At 63.5% G+C, this 17,684-nt stretch carries 17 protein-coding genes; 16 read left to right on the top strand and 1 reads right to left on the bottom strand.

Features of this window, described 5'->3' with window-relative positions:
* Window positions 1-136 precede the first annotated feature (136 nt).
* Complete coding sequence (locus C7I87_RS12475) at window positions 137-1,414, top strand: 4-aminobutyrate--2-oxoglutarate transaminase (RefSeq protein WP_127870729.1); 1,278 nt, start codon at window positions 137-139, stop codon at window positions 1,412-1,414.
* 25 nt (window positions 1,415-1,439) lie between these two features.
* Here the strand turns inward: C7I87_RS12475 and C7I87_RS12470 are convergent, their stop codons facing one another.
* Window positions 1,440-2,693 carry an NAD(P)/FAD-dependent oxidoreductase gene (locus C7I87_RS12470; protein ID WP_149904481.1) on the bottom strand — a complete coding sequence of 418 codons (1,254 nt, stop codon included), beginning with the start codon at window positions 2,691-2,693 and terminating at the stop codon, window positions 1,440-1,442.
* A 431-nt stretch (window positions 2,694-3,124) separates the two neighbouring features.
* On the opposite strand from C7I87_RS12470, the gene C7I87_RS12465 reads away from it, so the two are divergent.
* The 15 genes from C7I87_RS12465 to lnt all read left to right on the top strand — a co-directional run bounded on the left by C7I87_RS12465 (window position 3,125) and on the right by lnt (window position 17,678).
* Entirely contained in the window at window positions 3,125-4,414 is a 1,290-nt protein-coding gene (locus C7I87_RS12465) for an imelysin family protein (protein WP_149904480.1), read from the top strand.
* Window positions 4,415-4,469: 55 nt separating this feature from the next.
* A complete protein-coding gene (locus tag C7I87_RS12460) occupies window positions 4,470-4,781 on the top strand; it encodes a (2Fe-2S)-binding protein (RefSeq protein WP_149904479.1) in 312 nt (103 codons plus the stop codon).
* Window positions 4,699-5,232, top strand: a complete 534-nt coding sequence (gene bfr, locus C7I87_RS12455) for a bacterioferritin (RefSeq protein ID WP_246696263.1) — start codon at window positions 4,699-4,701, stop codon at window positions 5,230-5,232. The genes C7I87_RS12460 and bfr overlap by 83 nt, the downstream gene beginning before the upstream one ends.
* Window positions 5,233-5,244: 12 nt before the next feature.
* A complete protein-coding gene (locus tag C7I87_RS12450) occupies window positions 5,245-6,846 on the top strand; it encodes a di-heme oxidoreductase family protein (RefSeq protein WP_149904478.1) in 1,602 nt (533 codons plus the stop codon).
* Complete coding sequence (locus C7I87_RS12445) at window positions 6,846-7,925, top strand: imelysin family protein (RefSeq protein WP_149904477.1); 1,080 nt, start codon at window positions 6,846-6,848, stop codon at window positions 7,923-7,925. Before C7I87_RS12450 ends, C7I87_RS12445 begins: the two co-directional genes overlap by 1 nt.
* Before the next feature lie 61 nt (window positions 7,926-7,986).
* Window positions 7,987-9,093 carry a DUF1513 domain-containing protein gene (locus C7I87_RS12440; protein WP_149904476.1) on the top strand — a complete coding sequence of 369 codons (1,107 nt, stop codon included), beginning with the start codon at window positions 7,987-7,989 and terminating at the stop codon, window positions 9,091-9,093.
* A gap of 107 nt (window positions 9,094-9,200) precedes the next feature.
* Entirely contained in the window at window positions 9,201-9,878 is a 678-nt protein-coding gene (tsaB, locus tag C7I87_RS12435) for a tRNA (adenosine(37)-N6)-threonylcarbamoyltransferase complex dimerization subunit type 1 TsaB (RefSeq protein ID WP_149904475.1), read from the top strand.
* Between the two features lie 103 nt (window positions 9,879-9,981).
* Window positions 9,982-10,476, top strand: a complete 495-nt coding sequence (rimI, locus tag C7I87_RS12430; protein WP_149904474.1) for a ribosomal protein S18-alanine N-acetyltransferase — start codon at window positions 9,982-9,984, stop codon at window positions 10,474-10,476.
* A gap of 27 nt (window positions 10,477-10,503) precedes the next feature.
* Window positions 10,504-11,304 carry a lyso-ornithine lipid O-acyltransferase gene (locus tag C7I87_RS12425; RefSeq protein WP_149904473.1) on the top strand — a complete coding sequence of 267 codons (801 nt, stop codon included), beginning with the start codon at window positions 10,504-10,506 and terminating at the stop codon, window positions 11,302-11,304.
* Between the two features lie 75 nt (window positions 11,305-11,379).
* On the top strand, window positions 11,380-12,789 hold the full coding sequence (gene miaB / locus C7I87_RS12420; RefSeq protein WP_149904472.1) for a tRNA (N6-isopentenyl adenosine(37)-C2)-methylthiotransferase MiaB: 1,410 nt from the start codon (window positions 11,380-11,382) through the stop codon (window positions 12,787-12,789).
* An 83-nt stretch (window positions 12,790-12,872) separates the two neighbouring features.
* Window positions 12,873-13,865, top strand: coding sequence for a PhoH family protein (locus C7I87_RS12415; RefSeq protein ID WP_224536181.1), 993 nt, complete (start codon window positions 12,873-12,875; stop codon window positions 13,863-13,865).
* Window positions 13,866-13,882: 17 nt separating this feature from the next.
* Complete coding sequence (gene ybeY, locus C7I87_RS12410; RefSeq protein WP_149904471.1) at window positions 13,883-14,389, top strand: rRNA maturation RNase YbeY; 507 nt, start codon at window positions 13,883-13,885, stop codon at window positions 14,387-14,389.
* A gap of 27 nt (window positions 14,390-14,416) precedes the next feature.
* A complete protein-coding gene (locus C7I87_RS12405; protein ID WP_149904470.1) occupies window positions 14,417-15,511 on the top strand; it encodes a hemolysin family protein in 1,095 nt (364 codons plus the stop codon).
* A gap of 14 nt (window positions 15,512-15,525) precedes the next feature.
* Window positions 15,526-15,996 carry a VOC family protein gene (locus tag C7I87_RS12400; protein ID WP_149904469.1) on the top strand — a complete coding sequence of 157 codons (471 nt, stop codon included), beginning with the start codon at window positions 15,526-15,528 and terminating at the stop codon, window positions 15,994-15,996.
* Window positions 15,997-16,085: 89 nt separating this feature from the next.
* Entirely contained in the window at window positions 16,086-17,678 is a 1,593-nt protein-coding gene (gene lnt, locus C7I87_RS12395; RefSeq protein ID WP_149904468.1) for an apolipoprotein N-acyltransferase, read from the top strand.
* Window positions 17,679-17,684 lie beyond the last annotated feature (6 nt).

Below are 17,684 nucleotides of genomic sequence, written 5' to 3'. Positions count from 1 at the left end.
GTGGCAGGACGTCGCAAGGCACCGCCACAGGCCCAATTGCCAGTCGACGGTGCCGACTTGAGGAAAACATGAAATAAGGCCAGAAGACTTGCAGACGGCATCAAACAGAACGGGCGACGGCCCGGTGAGGGATATCATGAAGAACTCCGCCATTTCCGAACGCAAGAACCAGTCGATCTCGCGCGGTGTCGGCATGACCACGCAGATCTACGCCGACCGGGCCGAGAACTCGGAGATCTGGGATGTCGAGGGCCGCCGCTATATCGACTTCTCCTCGGGCATCGCCGTCGTCAACACCGGCCACCGCCACCCCAGGGTGATCGAGGCGGTCAAGGCGCAGCTCGACCGTTTTACCCACACCTGCCACCAGGTGGTTCCTTATGAAAGCTATGTCAGGCTGGCCGAACGGTTGAACGCAATGCTGCCCGGCAAGTTCGAGAAGAAGACGATCTTCGTCACCACCGGCGCCGAGGCGGTCGAGAACGCCATCAAGATCGCTCGCAATGCCACCGGCCGCCAGGCCGTCATCGCCTTTGGCGGCGGCTTCCACGGCCGCACCTTCATGGGCATGGCGCTGACCGGCAAGGTCGTGCCCTACAAGGTTGGCTTCGGAGCCATGCCGGGCGACGTCTACCACGTGCCGTTCCCCGTGCAACTGCATGGTGTCTCGGTGGCCGATTCGCTGGCCGCACTCGACAAGCTGTTCAAGGCGGATGTCGATCCGGCCCGGGTCGCCGCGATCATCATCGAGCCGGTTCAGGGCGAGGGCGGCTTCTACGACGCGCCGCGCGAACTCCTGACGGCGCTGCGCAAGCTCTGCGACCAGCACGGCATGCTGCTCATTGCCGATGAGGTGCAGACCGGCTTTGCCCGTACCGGCAAGATGTTCGCCATGGACCATCATGAGGTGGCGGCCGACATCACCACAATGGCCAAGAGCCTGGCCGGCGGCTTCCCGCTGTCGGCGGTCACCGGCCGCGCCGAGATCATGGATGCGCCCAGCCCCGGCGGCCTCGGCGGCACCTATGGCGGCAGCCCGATCGGCGTTGCCGCGGCACATGCGGTTCTGGATGTCATCGAGGACGAAAAGCTCTGCGACCGCGCCAACACGCTGGGTGCGAGGCTTAAGCAGCGTCTGCAGTCGATCCGTGACGACGTGCCCGAGATTGTCGACATCAGGGGTTTGGGCTTCATGAACGCGGTCGAGTTCAACGACGTCAAGAAGGGCCTGCCGTCGGCCGAGATCGCCAACGCGATCCGCCTGAAGGCGCTCGACAAGGGCCTGATCCTCTTGACCTGCGGCGTCTACGGCAACGTCATCCGCTTCCTGGCGCCAATTACCATCCAGGACGAGGTCATGAACGAGGCGCTCGACATCCTGGAAAGCTCGATCCGCGAAGTCTGCGCCGCCTGATGCTCGGGGTCCGCGGTGCGTCGCATCACTCCGCAGCGCGGGTCGGCGCGGCCTGCTGGAACGCTGCAAGCGCCGCCTTCAACTCATCTGGCCCTGTCGCAACCGCCTGCGGCGTCGGCGAGAAACCGGCGCCGAGCATCTTGCGGCCAAGCATGTGGTCCCCGGGGCGGTTGACGGATTCGATGCCGAGCAGGCTGTCGCCGGCGTAGTGGTAGATCGAGAACTTGTTGTCAGCGAGATCGCCGAGCACGACATGGCTGTCGCCGCCGGCGGTCAGGCCGACCATCTGCAATTTCATGTCGCCGATGTCGGACCAGAACCATGGCACCGCCGAATAGGCATCGGTGTGGCCGGTGATGGTCCGTGCTGCGAGGCGCGCCTGGTCGGTGGCGTTCTGCACCGATTCCAGTCGCACGTCGCCGCCGGTGAACCAATGCCGGTACGAGGCGGCGTCGCCGATTGCTAGAATCTCCGGCACCGAGCTGCGCATCTGGTGATCGACGCGGATGCCGTTGGCGACGGCAAGGCCGGCGGCTTGCGCCAGTTCGACATTCGGCACGGCGCCGATGCCGACGACGACCATGCGCGCCGGCAGCCTTTCGCCTGATGAGGTGATCGCGGCCGTGACATGGCCGTTTTCGCCGTCGAGCCTTGAAATCGAGGTGCCGGTGAGGATGCGCACGCCTGTCGCTTCCAGCCTTTGCCGGACATGACTCGCCACGACCGGCGCCACGGCGCGGCCGAGCAGCCGGTCGACCGCTTCGACGACCGTCACTGTGCGGCCGGCAGCCCGCAGCGTCGCTGCGATCTCTAGCCCGATGAAGCCGCCGCCGAGGATGACGACATCTTCGCTCTGCGCGCTCAGCTCCCGGATCCGCCGCGCATCGGCCAGCGAGCGCAGCGACAGTACGCCGGAAAGCTCCGCACCGGGCAGTGGCAATAGGCGCGGGCGCGATCCGGTCGCCAGGATCAGATGGTCGAAGGCAAGTGCGCCGCCGCCGGCAATGTCGAGACTGTTGCGGCCGGCATCGATGCGCTCGATCCGGATATCCGGCCGGTAGTCGATGGCGCTGCCGGTGTAGAAGGCCTCGCCCCGAAGCGGTTGCGGCTTGGCCTCGGCATCCTTGATGAAGGTCTTCGACAGCGGTGGCTTGTGGTAGGGCAGTTCGTTCTCGTCGCCGACCAGGATCACCGGCCCATCATAGCCATCCTCGCGCAGACTTGCGGCCGCCTGCACGCCCGCATGACCCGCACCGACAATGACCACGCCGTTTTTCATCGCATTCCGATCCCGTTCGATCCTAGGACGTCCCGCCAAGTGGCAATTGTCTGGCGCCGCCGCAAGAGAGGGTTTGCGGGTCGCACCCGGGATGGCGACTGTCAATCGTACAGTTTGGCCGCAAAGCCGGTGCAGCGACGCGTAAAGTTGACCGTCGTAGTTTAGAATAATTCTAAACTATTGTTTCAATTGGCTTTTCCGGTAATTTGGATTGACTTCCATCGGACTCGAAGCTTTAAGGAAGCTCGCGCATTGGCGCATCCCTTTGATGTCTGGGCCTTGAACCCGTTCGATTGGAGGCATTTTTGGTGTCTTTCTTCCCTGAGCCGCGCGATAGCGCGGCATACCTTGCGGCCGGTGGCGTGCACACGGCCTGGTGCTGGCTGCCGCGCGCGCAGTTCGCAGAATTCCCGAGAAACTGGAGAGTGATGATGACTGCACGGTATGGCGGCAGGCTTGCGGCGATCGGCGCCACGGCGCTGCTGACGGCAGCGGTGTTCGTGCTGCCCGCCAAGGCAGAAACCGATGCGAAGGCGGTCATCAAGACCTATGCCGACATCGGGCTTGCCAAATATGAGGATTCGCTGACCACGGTGCAGGCACTCGACAAGGCGGTCGATGCCCTGCTTGCCAACCCGTCGGCGGAAACGCTCAATGCCGCCCGCGACGCTTGGAAGGCATCGCGGGCGCCCTACCAGCAGACTGAGGTCTACCGCTTCGGCAACAAGATCGTCGATGACTGGGAAGGTGAGGTGAATTCCTGGCCGCTGGACGAAGGCCTGATCGATTATGTCGCCAAGAGCTACGGCACCGAGTCCGACGCGAATTCGCTCTATACCGCCGATGTGATCGCCAACAAGGAGATCGAGATCAACGGCAAGAAGGTCGATGCGTCGAAGCTTTCGCCGGAATTCCTGTCCGGCACGCTGCAGCAGGCTGGCGGCATCGAAGCCAACGTCGCCACCGGCTATCACGCCATCGAATTCCTGCTCTGGGGCCAGGACCTGCACGGCACCGGTCCGGGCGCCGGCGAGCGTCCCTATACGGATTACGACCTGAAGAACTGCACCGGAGGCAATTGCGACCGTCGCGCAGAGTACCTGAAGTCGGCGACTGGCCTTCTGGTCTCGGACCTGCAGAAGATGGTCAACGACTGGAAGGAAGACGGCGCCGCGCGCAAGAACCTCGTCGATGGCGAACCGAATACCGCCATCTCGATTATCTTCACCGGCATGGGCTCGCTGTCCTATGGCGAACTGGCAGGCGAACGCATGAAACTCGGGCTGTTGCTGCACGATCCCGAAGAGGAGCAGGACTGCTTCTCGGACAACACCTACAACTCGCATCTCTATGACGCCGTCGGCATCCGCGCCGCCTACCACGCCAGCTACACCAGGCTGGACGGCACCGTCGTTTCGGGGCCATCGGTGTCGGACATGGTGAAGGCGGCCGATCCGGCGATCGACAGGGAACTGTCTGACAAGCTCGATGTCACCGTCGCCAAGATGGAGGCGATCAAGGCGCGGGCCGAGGCCGGCGAGGCCTATGACCAGCAGATCGCCGAAGGCAATACCGCGGGCAATGCCACTGTTCAGGCGGCGATCGATGCGCTGATCGACCAGACCAAGTCGATCGAGCGTGCGGTCGGTTCGTTGAAGTTGAACACCATCGCCTTCGAAGGCTCCGATAGCCTCGACGCACCCGACAAGGTGTTCAAGTAAGCCTACCATCCCAGCCAAACGGCAGCGCACCGGCGCCGTCAGCCAGAGCGACGAAATGCTGATCTGCCATTGCAACATCATCACCGAAAAGGAGATCGAGCAGACGATCATCGGCCTGCTGGATCAGGATCCCTGGCAGCTCATCGTGCCGGCAAAGGTCTATCACGCCATGCACAAACGGGGTCGCTGTTGCGGCTGTTTCCCAAATGTGGTCGAAACGATCATTCGGGTCACCGAGAACTACCATGGCCGCTCGCAGGCGATCGGCGTGGACATCGTTTCGCATCTGGATCGCGTCAGAGGCCTGCGCGTCCAATACGGGAGCAGAACCCACGAAAGGCGAACCACAGGTCATCGAGCGGCTTAACGAAGCTCTTTTTCTGGAGCTCGGCGCCGTCAATCAGTATTGGGTGCATTTCCGTCTGCTCGAGGATTGGGGATACGTCAAGCTGGCCAAGAAGGAGCGGGCGGAATCGATCGAGGAGATGCACCACGCCGACAGGTTGGTGGCCCGCATCATCTTCCTTGAAGGCCATCCGAACCTTCAGTCCGTGGCGCCGCTGCGCATCGGCCAGAACGTCAAGGAAGTGCTCGAATCCGACCTTGCCGGCGAATATGACGCGCGTACAGCCTACAAGCGCTCGCGCGAAATCTGCGAGGAAGCGGGCGATTACGTGACGATGAAACTGTTCGAGGAACTGCTGACCGATGAGGAAAGCCATATCGACTTCCTCGAGACGCAGCTCGACCTGCTGGCCTCGATCGGCGAGGAAAAATACGGCCAGCTCAACGCCGCATCGGCGGACGAGGCGGACTAAGGATATGCGGGAATGCGGCGCCTCTTAGACTTCCTGCGCCGCTTGCGGCAGGCAAAAGCCCCGCTGCCCCTCCGGAAAACACCAGCCATATCGGCTGGTCGGCGCGGTATCATTTTCATGCTGGCGCTGACATCCTCCGCGATCGCCGGAGGCCTTCAACCTGAAGGCCTCGCCACCATCCGCACCGACCTCGATGCCAAGGATCAGGCGCGCGTCACCGCCGTCACCGGGCCGACCGTGGATTTCTCCAAACCCGAGCCCTTCGAACCGATGCAAGGTGGCGCGGGCACCTCGCGGAAGGACGTCAGCCGTGATTCCTTCTCGCAACCCTCGGCCAACATCACCTTCGAGGAAGAAGGTACCTTCAAGCTCGGCAACGCACTTTTCCGCAAGAACTGGGTGTCGTCGCCATCCTCGACGCAGGCCTCCGATGGACTTGGGCCCCTGTTCAACGAACGCGCCTGCCAGAACTGCCATCTGAAGGATGGCCGTGGCCGGCCGCCGCAAGGCGATGCCGGCACCACCTCGATGTTCCTGCGGCTGGCGCGCGACGCAAGCAGCGCGGAAGAGAAGGCGGCGCTCGCCGACCACAGGCTGCTCAATCTCCCAGACCCGGTCTACGGCACGCAGTTGCAGGAACTGGCCGTCCCCGGCCTCAGGGGCGAGGGCAGGATGCGTGTCGACTATCAGGAACGTAAGGTGGAACTGACGGACGGCACTGTCATTTCCCTGCGCAAGCCCAGCTATTCCGTCACCGATCTCGCCTACGGAGCGCTCGATCTGCGCACAACCTTGTCACCGCGCCTGACACCGCCCATGATCGGCCTTGGCCTGATCGAGCAGATCGCGCCGGCGGACATCCTGGCTCATGCCGATCCGGACGACAGGGACGGCGATGGCATCTCCGGCAAGCCGAACATCGTGCGTGATGGCCCGAGCGGTGGGCTGGCGCTTGGCCGTTTCGGCTGGAAAGCGCAGACGGTGTCGATCCGCCAGCAGGCGGCGGATGCCTTTGCCGGCGACATCGGCATCTCGACGCCCGAGGAGCCGAAACACTGGGGTGATTGCACCGCAGCGCAGGAAAAATGCCTCGCCATGCCCAACGGCGTGCAGGAACGTCTCGGCCCCGTCGAGGCACCGGCGCCGGTGATGGATCTCGTCACCTTTTATGCGCAGAACCTGGCGGTGCCAGCGCGGCGCGACCTCGCCTCGCCTGATGTGCTCGCCGGCAAGAAGGTCTTTTACGAAATCGGCTGCGTTGCCTGTCATACGCCGAAATTCGTCACCCGTCGCGATGCGCCTGACAAGGCGCAGGCGTTCCAGTTGATCTGGCCTTATTCCGACTTCCTGCTGCACGACATGGGACCGGATCTTGCCGACGGCCAGGCCGTGGGCGAGGCGACTGGCAATGAGTGGCGCACCCCGCCGCTATGGGGCATCGGCCTCACCGAAACGGTCAACGGCAATTCCTTCTATCTGCACGATGGCCGAGCGCGCTCTTTGGTCGAGGCTATCCTGTGGCATGGTGGCGAGGCGCAGAAGGCGCGCGACCGCTTTGCCGCCACCAGCGCCACCGAGCGCGATGCATTGGTCAAATTACTGGAGTCACTTTGATGCCGAAGCGTTTCGCGCTGGTCCTCATTCTTCCGCTGGCTCTGCTGGGCGCCTTGCCCGCATCGGCCGCGGTGAAAGCCTCTGACGTCATCCAGCGCGCTATCGACGGCTTTGTCCGCCCGGCATATAACGGCCTGCACCAGCATGCGGAAGCCCTAGCGAAGGCGATGCACAAGCTCTGCGAGGCACCCTCGCAAGCGAACCTCGAAGCCGCGCGGGCTGCGTTTTCGGCTACCGTCTATGCCTGGTCATCGGCCGAGATCATCGGTTTCGGGCCGATCAAGGAGAACAACAGGCTGGAGCGCATGCTGTTCTGGCCGGACCGCAAGAGCATCGGTCTGAAACAGGTGCAGGCGGCGCTGTCGGAGAAAGATCCAGCCGCCACCGATTCTGTTCAGCTTGCCGGCAAGAGCGTTGCCATGCAGGGACTCGGCGCACTGGAATTCGTGCTTTACGGCGACGGCGCCGATGCCTTGACGGGCAAGGACGAATCCTATCGCTGCGCTTATGGCGCATCCGTTGCCGGCAACATCGAAACCATCGCCGCGGACGTCAGCGCCGCCTGGAACAAACCGGACGGCTTCGCGGCACTGTGGGCCAATCCGGGGCCGCAAAATGCGCTCTATCGTGATGGCAACGAGGCGGTCACCGAACTGGTCGGTGTCTTCATCAACGAGCTGGAAATGGTCCGCGATGTGCGCCTGAAGGGTTTTCTGGGCGCCAAGCCCGACGCCGACAAGCCAAAACAGGCGATCTACTGGCGCTCGCAAAACACCGCCAATGCGCTGGCTGGAAATCTGGCCGGCATCGATGCGCTGTTCCAGGTGTCGAAGCTTGGCGATGCGCTGTCGCCGGATGCGCGCTGGATGGCGGAATCGATCCACATCCAGCTGGTCAACGGCGTCGCGACCGCCAAGGCCGTCCATGGCCCGATCGACAAGGCGCTCGCCGATCCGGCGCTGCGCGAAAAACTCGAGCATTTCGCCCTGATCACCTCCAGCCTGTCGACCCTGATCGGCACCAGGCTGACCGCCGAATTCGGCCTGACCGCCGGCTTCTCGTCGCTGGATGGGGACTGAGCATGATCCCGAAAAGTTACAGACTTTTTGGGAAAGATCATGCTCGAAAGGAGAACTGACCTTGAAAACGCCGCTCATCGACCGCCGCGATTTCCTTAAAGCGGCAGGTGCAAGCTTTGCCGCTGCCATGACGCCGTCAGCTTGGGCGAACACGCTCGCGGCCGATGCCGTGTTCGCCACCGCATTCGTCAAGCGCGACGGTAGCTTTGGCGCTGCCATCTTGTCCGAGGCCGGCAAGCTTCTGCATGCCATCGACCTGCCCGATCGCGGCCATGATGTCACCTTCGATCCCATATCGAAGCGTTCGGTGGTCTTCGCCCGCCAGCCCGGCACATTCGCCGTCGTTTTCGGTCATACCGGGCGCAATGCCCCGCAGACCATTGCCAGCATCACCGGCCGGCATTTCTTCGGCCACGGGGTGTTCTCGCCTGACGGCGCGTTGCTCTACGCCACCGAGAACGATTTCGACAACGCGGCCGGCGTCGTCGGCGTCTACGATGCGCGGGCAAAATTCAATCGCATCGGCGAATTCCCGACCTACGGCATGGGTCCGCACGAACTTCTGCTGCTGGGTGACGGCAGGACGATCGCGGTCGCCAATGGCGGCATCGAGACCCATCCCGATTATGGCCGCGCCGAGCTCAACATTGCCACCATGAAACCCTCCTATGTGCTTGTCGACCGTGTCTCTGGCGACCTGATCGAAAAGCACGAATTGCCGGCTGCATTGCACCAGCTGTCGATCCGCCACATGGATGCCGACCAGACCGGCGCCGTCTGGTTCGGTTGCCAGTACCGGGGTCCCGGCACCGATCGTCCGCTGCTGGTCGGCCGTGCCGCGCGGGGCAAGGAACTGGCTTTGCTCGACATGCCGCGGGATGTGCTGTCCGGTTTCCGCAACTATATCGGCTCGGTCGCCGCCAATCCTGTTGCCGGTACCGTTGCAGTCTCCTCGCCGGAAGGCAATTCGCTGGTCGTGATCGATGCGGGCAGCGGCGGGGTCGTCTCCTCCAGCGCGCTGGTCGAGGTCTGCGGCGTGGCGCCCGACGGGGCCGGTTTCATGGCCACAACGGGCGCCGGCGAGATCATCGAGGGCGGCGGTGCAACGCGGTCGGAGCCGGACTATGTCTGGGACAATCACATGCTGCGCATAGAGCAGGTGGCATAAGCTCTTCTGCCAGGCCAAACCGAAGCCGCTTAACAAATTATGCACTATACCCTTGCGGTTGCGCGCCATGGCGGGCACAGGGAATTGTTTCTCGAACCGGTCGTTTCATGAAAGTTCTCGCCATCGACTGTGCCGCCAGCCTCTGCGCCGCCTGCGTCTACGACGCGGCGGTGGGGCGGGAGCTCGGCCGTTCGGTGCTCGATCTGGGCAAAGGCCATGCAGAACACCTGATGGCCGTCATCGCCGATGCGCTGAAGGCCGGCGCGACCGGCTACGTCGGCCTTGGCGCCATTGCCGTCTCCGTCGGCCCCGGCTCCTTCACCGGCCTGCGCGTCGGTGTGTCGACCGCGCGCGGCCTGGCGCTGGCGCTCAAGGTACCGGCAATCGGGGTGACGACCCTCGAGGCGCTGGCGGCCGAGGCGGCTATCGCCTTTCCGGGCCGTCCCGTGCTGGCGGCGCTCGATGCCGGACGCGAGGAAATCCATGCCGCACTTTATGATGAAACGTCAGGTTTGACTTACGGTCCGGCGGTGACCACACTTGCGAACGCAGTGGCCATGGCGTCGGGGCGTTCAGCGGTGCTCGCCGGTACGGCAGCGACGCTGATCGCCGAAGCCGCCGGCCGCATCTTCGACATCGGGCCTCGGACGGCCACCGCCGACATTCTGACCTACGCCTGGCTGGCTGCCGCAAAAGGTCAGGGCGAAAGGCCGAAGCCGCTCTATCTGCGCGGCGCGGATGCCAAGCCGCAGGCCGGGTTTATACTTTCGAGGCAAAGACCATGACCCCGAACCGAAGGACCGCGTTAGCGAAAAGTGGAAGCCGGTTTTCGCGGACAAACGGTCCCGTTTGTCCACAGATCATGGTCAGGCGAGAAAACGAGAATTAATGCGCATACCTTTTCTCCAATCGCGTCGCCGGGACTACGCGCTCGAGCCACTCAAGGTGACCGACAGCCCCGCGGTGTCGGTGCTACACCGCGAGGATTTTGTCCGCCCATGGACCGACGGTGAGTTCGCAGCCTTGCTCGAACAGGACACCGTGTTCGGTTATGCCGCGCGCGAAACCGGGCAGGGCGCCAAGCCGCCTGTTGGCTTCGTGCTCGCCCGGCTGGCCGCGGGCGAGGGGGAAATCCTGACCATCGCGGTGACACGGTCGCATCGCCGCCAGGGGTTGGGCTGGCAGTTGATGGATGCAGTGCTGCGCGAACTGCATTCGCAGCGTGCCGAAGCCTTGTTCCTCGAGGTCGATGAGACCAATACCGCCGCCATCGCCCTCTATCGTCGGCTGGGTTTTCGGGAAGTCGGCAAGCGCCCGGATTACTACAAGTCGCCCGATCGCGGGCCGACCGGCGCGCTTGTCATGCGCCGCGATCTTCGCTAGCGAGATGCCGGGCTAGGGTCAGGACATATGATCGGAAAAATCAGGATTTTCCTGGCGCTGGGCCTTGTCGTCGCTGGGTCGCTGGTTTTCGCGCCGCTGCAGATCCTGTCGATGAAAACCGGCTGGTGGCCGGAAACCGTCATCCTCAAGATCTGGCACAGGTTGATCATCCGGGCGCTCGGCATGCGCATTCATGTCAGGGGAACGCTGTCGACCAAACGTCCCTTGCTGGTGGCCTCGAACCACATCTCCTGGACCGATATCATGGTGCTGGGCTCTTTTGCCGATGTGAAGTTCATCGCCCGAGCCGACATGGAAGGCTGGCCGCTGATCGGCATGCTGTCGAAGCTGCAGCGCACCGTCTTCATCGAGCGCGAGCGCAAGCGCTCCTCGGGCGACCAGGTCAGCGAGATCGCCAATCGTATGGCCAAGGGCGACGCCATGGTGCTGTTCGCCGAGGGGTCGACCGGCGACGGCAATGTCGTGCTGCCCTTCAAGAGCACGCTGTTCGGCGCTGCCTCGATGGCGATCTCGGAAGGTGCCGCGCAGGAAGTGTTCATCCAGCCGGTTGCGATCGCCTATACGCGCCTGCACGGCGTGCCGCTTGGCCGCCGCCACCGCCCGATCGCCGCCTGGATCGGCGACGAGGACCTGATGCCGCATCTCAAGGTGCTGATGGCCGAGGGCGCGCTCGACGTCGAGGTGCATTTCGGCGAACCGATCGCCTTCTCCAAGGGCTCCAACCGCAAGGAAACGTCGAGGCTGATGGAAAGCCGAGTACGCGAGATGATGCAGGCCGCCCTCGCCGATCCGCTCCCGAGCCGTTAGTCGTCCGCATGCGCCAGCTGACGCATGCCGAGAATCGTCTGTTTTTTGTCACGGAAAGGCGTTAGAAGCCGCCGGATGGACTTGAACACGATTGAAAGCGACGAGATCGGCACGGTGGCCGGACAGCCGGCGTTGCGTGCCACGGCAGCGAGGAAGGTCTTCATCAAGACCTATGGCTGCCAGATGAACGTCTATGATTCACAGCGCATGACCGACGCGCTGGCCGCCGACGGTTACACCGCGACCGCTGCCATCGGCGAGGCCGATCTGGTGCTGCTCAACACCTGCCACATCAGGGAAAAAGCCGCCGAAAAGGTCTATTCCGAACTCGGCCGCATCCGCGACATGAAGGCGGAACGCGCCAATGCCGGCCGAGAGATGCTGATCGGCGTCGCCGGCTGCGTGGCGCAGGCCGAGGGCGCCGAGATCATCCGCCGTTCGCCGGCCGTCGATCTGGTCATCGGGCCTCAGACCTATCACCGTCTGCCCGACGTCCTGGCGAGAGTGCGCGGTGGCGAGAAGATCGTCGAGACCGAATACGCCATCGAGGACAAGTTCGAACACCTGCCGCAGCCGAAGCGTGCCGAGGTGATCAAGCGCGGCGTCACCGCCTTCCTCACCGTCCAGGAAGGCTGCGACAAATTCTGCACCTTCTGCGTCGTGCCCTATACGAGAGGCTCGGAAGTGTCGCGGCCGGTGGCGCAGATCGTCGCGGAGGCCGAGCGCCTGGCCGAAGCCGGGGTGCGCGAGGTGACACTGCTCGGTCAGAACGTCAACGCCTGGCATGGCGAGGGCGAGAACGGTCAGGAATGGGGTCTCGGCCGCCTGCTGTTCAGGTTGTCTGAAATCCCCGGCCTGGCGCGGCTGCGCTATACCACCAGCCATCCGCGCGACATGGACGACGAACTGATCGCCGCGCACCGCGACCTGCCGTCGCTGATGCCCTATCTGCATCTGCCGGTGCAATCAGGGTCGGATCGCATTCTGAAGGCGATGAACCGCAGGCATACGGCGAGGGATTATCTGGCGCTGCTCGATCGCATACGGGCCGCCCGCCCCGACATCGCGCTGTCGGGCGACTTCATCGTCGGCTTTCCCGGCGAGACGGAAACCGATTTCGAAGCGACCATGGAACTGGTGCGCCAGGTGAATTACGCCTCGGCGTTTTCGTTCAAATATTCGCCGCGGCCCGGCACACCGGGCGCCGACATGACCGATCACATGCCGGAAACGGTCAAGGACGAGCGCTTGCAGCGCCTGCAGGCACTGCTGTTGAAACAACAGCAGGATTTCGGCTTGAGTTTGGTCGGCAGCACCATAGATACGCTGATCGAGAAACCTGGCCGTCAGGCCGGCCAGAAGGTCGGCCGCTCGCCTTGGCTGCAGCCGGTTATTGTTGATGAAAAGGCCGGCGAAATCGGTGACATTATCAAGGTGCGAATCACGAAGACGGGCTACAACAGCCTGTTCGCCGAATTGGCCTGATGGTCTCGGCAGATGAGGAGAGACGGTTGAGCGCAGCGGAGCTGAAGAATCTGCCCCCGGTACCAGCATCCGGGGCTTCTGACATGGCGCACATCGTTCTGACTTTCGACAACAACAAGCTTGCCAGCGCCCTTTACGGCCAATTCGATGAAAACCTGGCCCGGCTCGAGCAGAAGCTCGGCGTCGACATCCGCTCGCGCGGCAACCAGCTGACCATAAAAGGGTCCGCTTCGGCTGCCGAACAGGCGCGCCGTGCCTTGGACAATCTCTATGGTATCCTGCAGAAGGGCGTCGATATTGGCCAGTCCGATGTCGATGGCGCCGTGCGCATGGCGATTGCCGCCGACGATCAGCTGACGCTGCCGACGCTGGAGCGGAAGGGCAAGGTCTCGGCCGCCCAGATCGCCACCCGCAAGAAGACCATCTATGCCCGCTCGCTGAACCAGGACGCCTATATGCGGGCGCTGGAGCGGTCGGAACTGGTGTTCGGCATCGGTCCGGCCGGCACCGGCAAGACCTATCTGGCGGTGGCGCATGCGGCGATGCTGCTCGAACGCGGCATGGTCGAGCGCATCATTTTGTCGCGACCGGCTGTCGAGGCCGGCGAACGGCTGGGCTTCCTGCCGGGCGACATGAAGGAGAAGGTCGATCCGTATCTGCGCCCGCTCTATGACGCGCTCTACGACATGATGCCGGCCGACAAGGTCGAGCGTGCGATTGCCGCCGAGGTGATAGAAATCGCGCCGCTTGCCTTCATGCGCGGCCGCACGCTGGCGCACGCCGCCGTCATTCTCGACGAGGCGCAGAACACCACGCCGATGCAGATGAAAATGTTTCTCACCCGTCTCGGCGAGAACTCGCGCATGATCGTCACCGGCGATCCGACCCAGATCGATCTTCCCCCGAGCACCAAATCGGGCTTGGTCGAAGCCCTGCGTGTCCTCGACGGTGTGGCAGGTGCGGTAACGGTGCGCTTCAACGATGTCGATGTCGTTCGCCATCCGCTGGTGGCTGAAATCGTCAGGGCTTATGACCGGGACGCCAAGCTGGCGCGTGGCCTCGGTGCCGAGAATTGATGTGACGATGCGGCCTGATGCCTGAGGACAACACATCCGGCGGCGGGAGTCTTTCGGTTCCCGTCGAGATCGATATCTCGGTTGAAGCAGGCGACTGGCCCGGGGAAGCAAGCCTGGCGCGGCTGGTCGATAGAGCGGTTGACGCAGCCTTTGCCGAGACCGGTGTGACGGGTCGTTCCGAACTCAGCATTGTTTTTTCCGACGACGCCCATATCCGTACCTTGAATGCCGGCTGGCGCGGCAAGGACAAGCCCACCAACGTCTTGTCTTTCCCGGCTTTTCCGCATGTGAAAGATGGTCCGCTGCCGCCGATGCTCGGCGACATCGTGCTTGCCGCCGAAACCGTGGCGCGCGAAGCGGCACTGGAAGACAAGCCGCTGGAGAACCATATCTGCCATCTCGTGATCCATGGCCTGCTGCATCTGATGGGTCATGATCACGAGACCGACGCGGAGGCCGAGGAGATGGAGGCCATCGAGCGCGCCGCGCTTGCAAGGCTTGCCATTCCCGATCCCTACGCGTAACTAAAAAGATCAATTGACCGGACGACGATGAACGACAAACCAGAGACTGCCGCCCGCCCCGATGCCGGCAGTGCGATCGAGGCTTCCGATACGTCGGAAGAGGGATCAAGTCCGAGTACCGTTACCCCTGGTGTTGCCAACACCGGCAGCGCCGCCTTCGAGCCGTCGCCTGCCGGTCCCTCCCTGTTCAACCGCGTGCTGGGCCTTTTCCGGCAACGCAACGGCACCAGCCTGCGCGAGGAGATCGCCGGCGCGCTCGCCGAGACGACGAGCGATGTCGAATCCTTCTCGCCTGGCGAGCGGGCCATGCTCAACAACATCCTGCGCTTGCGCGAAGTGCGCGTCGAGGACGTGATGGTGCCGCGCGCCGATATCGAGGCGGTCGAGATCGCCACGACGCTCGGCGATCTGCTTGGCATGTTCGAACAATCCGGCCATTCCCGCATGCCGGTCTATTCCGAGACGCTCGACGACCCGCGCGGCATGGTTCATATCCGCGACGTTCTGGCCCATATCACCAAGATTGCGCGCGTCCGGAAGGGCCGCGCAACCCGCAAAACGCCCGTCGCCACGGTTCTCGATCTCGCCCAGGTCGACCTCGCGCGCACCATCGGAGAGCTCAATCTGATTCGCCAGGTCCTGTTCGTGCCGCCGTCGATGCTTGCCTCGGACTTGATGGGCCGCATGCAGACGACGCGCACGCAAATGGCGCTGGTCATCGATGAATATGGCGGCACCGACGGCCTCGTCTCGCTCGAGGATATTGTCGAGATGGTGGTCGGCGACATCGAGGACGAGCACGACGACGATGAGCCGATGATCACCCAGACCGGCGACGGCGTGTTCATCGTCGACGGCAAGGCCGAGATCGACGAGGTCGCCAAGATGATCGGCGAGGATTTCGCCGCCGGTGAACATGGCGAATATGTCGACACCATCGGCGGCATGATCTTCAACACGCTCGGCCGCGTGCCGGCGCGTGGCGAGGTGGTGCAGGCCATTCCCGGCTTCGAGTTCCATGTGCTGGACGCCGACCCGCGCCGCGTCAAGCGCGTGCGCATCGTGCAGAGCCAGAAGGGCGAGCGCCGCCGGCGCGCCACGGCGCGCACCGAACAGGCCTGAAAAGCTGCCGCGCCGTGACCGTCGAGGATCCGTTCAAGCATCCGGTCCTCGGCTCTGGCGTGTTCTACCGGGACCCGCGTGCGGCGCTGGATTGGCTCGAGGCGGCCTTCGGCTTCGAGCGCAGCATGGTGGTCAGCGATACCGACGGGAAACTGGTCCATGCCGAGATGCGGTTCGGGGATGGCTGCATCATCGTCGATTCCGAATGGACCGACCATGTCGCAAGCCCTGCATCGGTCTCGGGTAAGAACACGCAGTCGGTCTATGTCAGGCTGAAAGACGGCCTGGATGCGCATTGCGAGCAGGCGCGGGCCGCCGGCGCTGCCGTAATCCAGGAGCCGGCGGACCAGTTCTACGGCGAACGTCAGTATCGGGCCCGCGATCCCGAAGGCCATGTCTGGACGTTTTCCCAGACCTTGCGTTCCGTCTCCCGTGAAGAGGCCGAACGGTTGGGCGGCTTGCGCATCGAAGGCTGGCACCGGTAGAGCGGCAGCCGGTGATCGCGCCGGCGTTTGGAGTGCAGGCCGCGGCCTGATAAATCTTGGCTCCTGATTCGCGCGACTCGGAAGTATTCATGGTGCGCCTTGCCGGCCGGATAATTCTGCTCTGGGGCTGGCGCCGCGCGCTGGTGGCCTTTCTCGCCGGAGCGCTGGCGGTGCTGGGCCAGGCGCCTTACGATTTCTTCGCCGCCTGTTTCATTTCGTTTCCGTTGCTGGTCTGGCTGCTCGACGGCGCGACCGGCGAGGCCTCCAGCAGCCTGTTACGGCGCCTGCGGCCGGCTTTCGCCGTCGGTTGGTGGTTCGGCTTCGGCTATTTCCTCGCCGGCCTCTGGTGGATCGGCTCGGCGCTGCTGGTCGAGGCCGACGACTTTGCCTGGGCGCTTCCCTTCGCTGTGGTCGGCATTCCTTTCGTGCTCGCATTTTTCTATGGCTTTGCAACGATGGTCGCCCGGCTCCTGTGGAGCAGCGATATTGGCCGCATCGCGGCCCTTGCCTTCGGTTTTGCGCTGGCGGAGTGGCTGCGCGGCTTTCTGTTCACCGGTTTTCCCTGGAATGCCATCGGCTACGCGGCGATGCCGGTACCCCTTTTGATGCAGAGCGTCTCGGTGACCGGCATGATCGGCATGAACGCGCTCGCGGTCTTCCTTTTCGCACTGCCGGCGCTGCTGGCGGCGCGCCGGCATCTTCGGCTGGGCGCTGTGCTGTTTGTCGTGCTGGCTGCCGCCCATGCCGGCTTTGGCTATGTCAGGCTCACCGCCCCCGAAAAGCCGGCGACGCGCAGTCTCGATGTCCGCATCGTCCAGCCGGCCGTCGACCTGTCGGAAAAGTGGGATGCCTCGGTGCGCGACCGCATCTTCGCCACCTTGCTGGGCCTGTCCGCCAAGGCGCCGGATCCGGGTCACGAAAAACCGCAATTGATTCTCTGGCCGGAGACCTCGGTGCCGTTCCTTTTCACCGAGCGCCCCGATGCCTTGACGGCGCTGGGCGACATGCTGGGCGATGGCCAGATGCTGATCGCCGGCGTCGTGCGCGAAGAGGGCGGCTCGGCGGCAAGCGCCGACAGCCGCTACTACAACTCCGTCGTGGCGATCAACGACGAGGGCGAGATCACCGATGCCGTGGACAAGGTCCATCTGGTGCCGTTCGGCGAGTACCTGCCTTTTGCCGACCTGCTCGGCCGTTTCGGCATCGAACAACTCGTCGCGGGGCCGATGACTTTCACAGCCGGCAACGAGCGTCATCCCATCACGCTGCCGGGCGGCATTCGTGCCCTGCCATTTATCTGTTATGAGGTGATCTTTCCCGATCTGGTGGCAGTTGACGCTACGTCAGCGCAGCTTATTGTGAACGTTACCAATGATGCGTGGTTCGGCGACACGCCGGGACCGTATCAGCATTTCAGGCAGGCCCAGATTCGCGCTGTGGAGAACGGATTGCCCTTGTTGCGTGCTGCTAACAACGGCATCTCGGCCGTTGTCGACTCACGTGGCCGCGTCGTCGATGCGCTGGCGATCGACGCGCGCGGGGCCATCGATGTGAGGGTGCCTGTCTCCGAACAGATGGTCATTTCGCCCAGTCAGCGGCGCATTAACGGAATGCTGATCATGTTGCTGTTTGCGCTGGTAGGGGCCTTGTTGAACGTAAGGCAAAGGCTACGGGTGAATTGACAGTTG

This window comes from Mesorhizobium sp. SARCC-RB16n, assembly GCF_008520305.1.
Classification (GTDB): Bacteria; Pseudomonadota; Alphaproteobacteria; order Rhizobiales; family Rhizobiaceae; genus Mesorhizobium.
Note: the sequence above shows the minus strand (reverse complement) of the source record. Positions and strands in the feature narration are given on the sequence as shown.

Bases quoted from the DNA above. Each gene is read 5' to 3' on its own strand.
- lnt (WP_149904468.1), top strand. From the start codon at position 16,086: ATGGTGCGCCTTGCCGGCCGGATAATTCTGCTCTGGGGCTGGCGCCGC.
- C7I87_RS12475 (WP_127870729.1), top strand. From the start codon at position 137: ATGAAGAACTCCGCCATTTCCGAACGCAAGAACCAGTCGATCTCGCGC.
- tsaB (WP_149904475.1), top strand. From the start codon at position 9,201: ATGAAAGTTCTCGCCATCGACTGTGCCGCCAGCCTCTGCGCCGCCTGC.
- miaB (WP_149904472.1), top strand. From the start codon at position 11,380: ATGGACTTGAACACGATTGAAAGCGACGAGATCGGCACGGTGGCCGGA.
- C7I87_RS12415 (WP_224536181.1), top strand. From the start codon at position 12,873: ATGGCGCACATCGTTCTGACTTTCGACAACAACAAGCTTGCCAGCGCC.
- C7I87_RS12465 (WP_149904480.1), top strand. From the start codon at position 3,125: ATGACTGCACGGTATGGCGGCAGGCTTGCGGCGATCGGCGCCACGGCG.
- C7I87_RS12450 (WP_149904478.1), top strand. From the start codon at position 5,245: ATGCGGCGCCTCTTAGACTTCCTGCGCCGCTTGCGGCAGGCAAAAGCC.
- rimI (WP_149904474.1), top strand. From the start codon at position 9,982: ATGCGCATACCTTTTCTCCAATCGCGTCGCCGGGACTACGCGCTCGAG.
- C7I87_RS12445 (WP_149904477.1), top strand. From the start codon at position 6,846: ATGCCGAAGCGTTTCGCGCTGGTCCTCATTCTTCCGCTGGCTCTGCTG.
- C7I87_RS12470 (WP_149904481.1), bottom strand. From the start codon at position 2,693: ATGAAAAACGGCGTGGTCATTGTCGGTGCGGGTCATGCGGGCGTGCAG.
- C7I87_RS12405 (WP_149904470.1), top strand. From the start codon at position 14,417: ATGAACGACAAACCAGAGACTGCCGCCCGCCCCGATGCCGGCAGTGCG.
- ybeY (WP_149904471.1), top strand. From the start codon at position 13,883: ATGCCTGAGGACAACACATCCGGCGGCGGGAGTCTTTCGGTTCCCGTC.
- C7I87_RS12425 (WP_149904473.1), top strand. From the start codon at position 10,504: ATGATCGGAAAAATCAGGATTTTCCTGGCGCTGGGCCTTGTCGTCGCT.
- C7I87_RS12460 (WP_149904479.1), top strand. From the start codon at position 4,470: ATGCTGATCTGCCATTGCAACATCATCACCGAAAAGGAGATCGAGCAG.